Source organism: Streptomyces sp. NPDC057654, assembly GCF_042800135.1.
Lineage (GTDB): Bacteria > Actinomycetota > Actinomycetes > Streptomycetales > Streptomycetaceae > Streptomyces.
This window is the reverse complement of the sequence record NZ_JBHVHQ010000796.1, coordinates 1-3979: the sequence shown is the minus strand read 5'-3', so window position 1 is coordinate 3979 and position 3979 is coordinate 1. Positions and strand designations below refer to the sequence as shown.

The 3979-nt window shown below is 74.8% G+C and carries 1 protein-coding gene; it reads left to right on the top strand.

The window, feature by feature from the left end:
- Nucleotides 1-3979: amino acid adenylation domain-containing protein (locus ACFU99_RS36040; protein WP_384400560.1), on the top strand; the 3979-nt coding region annotated here is incomplete at both ends.

Sequence of the window (3979 nt, the reverse complement as noted above, 5' to 3'; positions counted from 1 at the left end):
ACTTCCCCCTCCTCGATCTGACGCCGGAGAGCGTGGCGGAGTTGGAGGCCGCGGTGCCGTCGCTCGCGGACGTGTGGCCGCTGTCGCCGTTGCAGGTGGGGCTGATGTTCCACACCGCGTTCGACGCCGACGGGCCCGACGTCTATCAGGGCCAGTGGGTGCTGGACCTCGTCGGCTCGGTGGACGCGGCCCGGCTGCGGGCGACCTGGGAGGCGCTGGTGGCGCGCCACGCCGCGCTGCGCGCGAGCTTCCACCGGCGGGCGTCTGGCGACATCGTGCAGGCCATCGCGGGCGAGGTGACGATCCCGTGGCAGGAGGCCGACGTCTCGGAGCTCTCGGAGTACGCGGCGCTCGCGGAGATCGAGGAACTCATCTCGCGGGAGCGCGCCGAGCGGTTCGACCTGGAGCGCGCGCCGCTGCTGCGGCTGCTGCTCATCCGCCTCGGCGAGGACCGCTGCCGTCTGATTCTGACGAGCCATCACATCCTGTTGGACGGCTGGTCGATGCCGGTCCTGCTGGGCGAGCTGGCCACGGCGTACGCCGACGGCGGCGTGCACGGGCTGCCCCCGGCCACTTCGTACGCGCAGTACCTGGCATGGCTGGAGCGGCAGGACAAGGAGGCGGCGGGGGCCGCCTGGCAGGCCGAGCTGGCCGGCGCCGACGAGCCCACGCTCGTGGCGGCGGCCGACCCCACCCGCAAGCCCGCCGTTCCCGGCGGCGTGCGCATCGACCTTTCCGAGGAGCTCACCGTCGCCCTCACACGTCTGGCCCGTACGCACGACCTGACGGTGAACACGGTGGTGCAGGGCGCCTGGGCGCTGATGCTGGCACGGCTGTCCGGCCGTACGGACGTGGTGTTCGGCACCACGGTCGCGGGCCGGCCGCCCGAACTCCCCGGCGTGGAGAGCATGGTGGGGCTGCTGATCAACACGCTGCCGGTACGGGTGCGGATCGACGGCGCGCAGCCCGTGCTGCGGATGCTCACGGAGCTACAGGAGCGCCAGTCCGCGCTGATGGCCCATCAGCACCTCGGCCTGTCGGAGGTGCAGCGGCCGGCCGGGCCGGGCGGGATCTTCGACACGCTCGTGGTGTACGAGAACCCGCCGCGCCTGCCCGAGGAGCCGCCGTCCCCCGACGCCTTCGCCATCCGCCCCGTCGCCGGACACGTCTCCGCCCACTACCCGCTCACCCTCGTCGCGGCCCCCGGCGACCGCATGCACTTCAAGCTCGAATACCGCACCGACCTGTTCGAACGCGAAGCCGTCGAGTCCGTCGTCGCCGGTCTGGAGCGGGTCCTGGAGCAGATCACCGCGGACCCCTCGGCCCCGGCCGGCCGGGTCGACGCCCTGGACGCGGAGGCGCGCGGGCTCGCGGTGCACGCGTGGAACGCCACACGGGCCCCGGTCCCCGGCGTCTCGGTGCCGCGGTTGTTCGCCGACCGCGCGGCGCGCTCGCGGGACGCGATCGCGGTGACGGACGATCAGCGGCGGCTGACCTACGCGGAGTTGGATGAGCGGTCCGATCGACTGGCCGCCTACCTGTCCGGCCTGGGCGTACGGCGCGGCGACCGGGTCGCCGTCGTGATGGAGCGCTCGGCGGGCCTGGTGGCGGCGCTGCTGGGGGTATGGAAGGCGGGAGCCGCGTACGTGCCGGTGGACGCGGGCTACCCCGCGGAGCGGGTCGCATTCATGCTCCGCGACTCGGCCCCCGTGGCGGCCCTGTGCACCGCGCGGACCCGCGACGCGGTGGCCATCCACGACCCGGACCGCCTCATCGACCTCGACGACCCGGATGTACGGGCGGCGGTGGCCGCGCACCCGGCCGGCGACCCCCGGACCCCGGTGGGCGCGGACGACCTGGCGTATGTGATGTACACGTCCGGGTCCACCGGCGTGCCCAAGGGCGTCGCCGTGCCGCACGGCGCGGTGGCGGCGCTCACCGGCGAGCCCGGCTGGTCCGTCGGCGCGCACGACGCCGTGCTGATGCACGCCCCGCACGCCTTCGACGCCTCGCTGTACGAGGTGTGGGTGCCGCTCGTGTCGGGCGCCCGCGTGGTGATCGCGGAGCCGGGCGCGGTGAGCGCGCGGGAGGTCCGCGCGGCAGTGGCGGGCGGCGTGTCCTCGGTCCATATGACAGCGGGCTCGTTCCGCGTGGTCGCCGAGGAGTCGCCGGAGAGCTTCGCCCGGCTGCGCGAGGTCCTGACCGGCGGGGACGTCGTGCCCGTGGCCTCCGTGGCGCGGGTGCGGGAGGCATGCCCGGAGGTCGCGGTGCGCCATCTGTACGGGCCGACCGAGGTCACCCTGTGCGCCACCTGGCACCTCCTGGAGTCCGGGGACCGGGTGGGGGCGGTCCTGCCCATCGGCCGCCCACTCGGCAACCGGCGGGTGTACGTCCTCGACGCGTTCCTCCAGCCGGTGCCGCCCGGCGTGACCGGCGAGCTGTACATCGCCGGCACGGGCCTCGCGCGCGGCTACCTGTGGCGTCCGGGGCTGACCGCCGAGCGGTTCACGGCCTGCCCGTTCGCCTCCGGTGAGCGGATGTACCGGACCGGGGACCTGGTGCGCTGGACCGGCCGCGGCGAGCTGGTCTTCGTCGGCCGGGCCGACGAACAGGTCAAGATCCGCGGGTTCCGCGTCGAACTCGGCGAGATCGAGACCGCGCTGGCCGGACACCCCGCCGTCGCCCAGGCCGTCGTACTGGCCCGCGAGGACCGCCCGGGGGACCGCCGCCTCGTCGGCTACGTGGTCCCCGACGGCCAGGAGCTGGAGGAACGCGCGGTCCGCGAGCACGTGGCGAAGGTGCTGCCCGAGTACATGGTCCCCGCGGTGGTCATCGTCCTGGCCGCGCTGCCGGTGACCGAGAACGGCAAGGTGGACCGCAGGGCCCTGCCCGCACCCGACTTCGCCGAACGGGTCGCCGGGCGCGTCGCCGGGCGGGCCCCCGCGAGCGAGACCGAGGAGGCGATGTGCGCCCTGTTCGCCGAGGTCCTCGGCCTCGAAGGGGTGGGGGTGGACGACAGTTTCTTCGAGCTGGGCGGTGACTCGGGCCTGGCGATGCGGCTCGTCACCCGGATCCAGAACCAGCTCGGTACGGACCTCAGCATCCGCCGCCTCTTCGCCACGCCGACCCCGGCCGGGGTGAGCCAGGCGCTGGTCGCCAAGGCCCGGCCCGTACTGGAGGCCGTCGAACGGCCCGAGGAGATCCCGCTGACCGCCGCCCAGCTGCGCGCCTGGCTGACGAACCGGCGTGACGGCGCCACCGGCGCCCACCAGACGTCGGTCGTGCTGCGGTTCGCCGAGGGGCTCGACCGGGCCGCCCTGGAAGCGGCGTTGGGCGACGTCGCGGAACGGCACGAGATCCTGCGCACGACGTTCCCCGGCACCCGGCGCGACGACGTGCGCCAGCACATCCTGGACGCCGGGTCCGCGCGGCCGGAGCTCACGGTGACCCCGGCGGCCGAGGAGGCGCTGCCCGGCCTGCTGACCGCGCGGGCCCGCCGCCCGTTCGACCTGAACAGGGAGACGCCCTGGTCGGCGGAGCTGTTCACGCTTCCCGGCGCCGCGTGCGTCCTGCTGATCACCGTGCACCGGATCGCCACCGACGACGCGTCGCTGGACGTCCTCGTACGCGACCTGACCGCGGCGTACGGGGCACGGCGCGAGGGCCGGACGCCCGAGCGGGCGCCGCTGCCCCTGCAAGTCGCCGACTACGCGCTGTGGGAGGCGGAGCTGCTGCGGGGCGAGACGGACCCGGACAGCCTGATCAGCGAGCAGCTCGGCTACTGGCGCCAGGCCCTGGCGGGCGCCGACGCCGAACTCGTGCTGCCCGCCGACCGGCCGCGGCCCCAGGAAGCGTCCCACCGGGCCGGTTCCGTACCCCTGCGGATCGACGCCGACACCCACGCCCAGTTGGCGGCGGCCGCCGAACCCAGCCGCGCCACCGCCTTCATGGTGCTGCACGCCGCGCTCGCGCTGCTGCT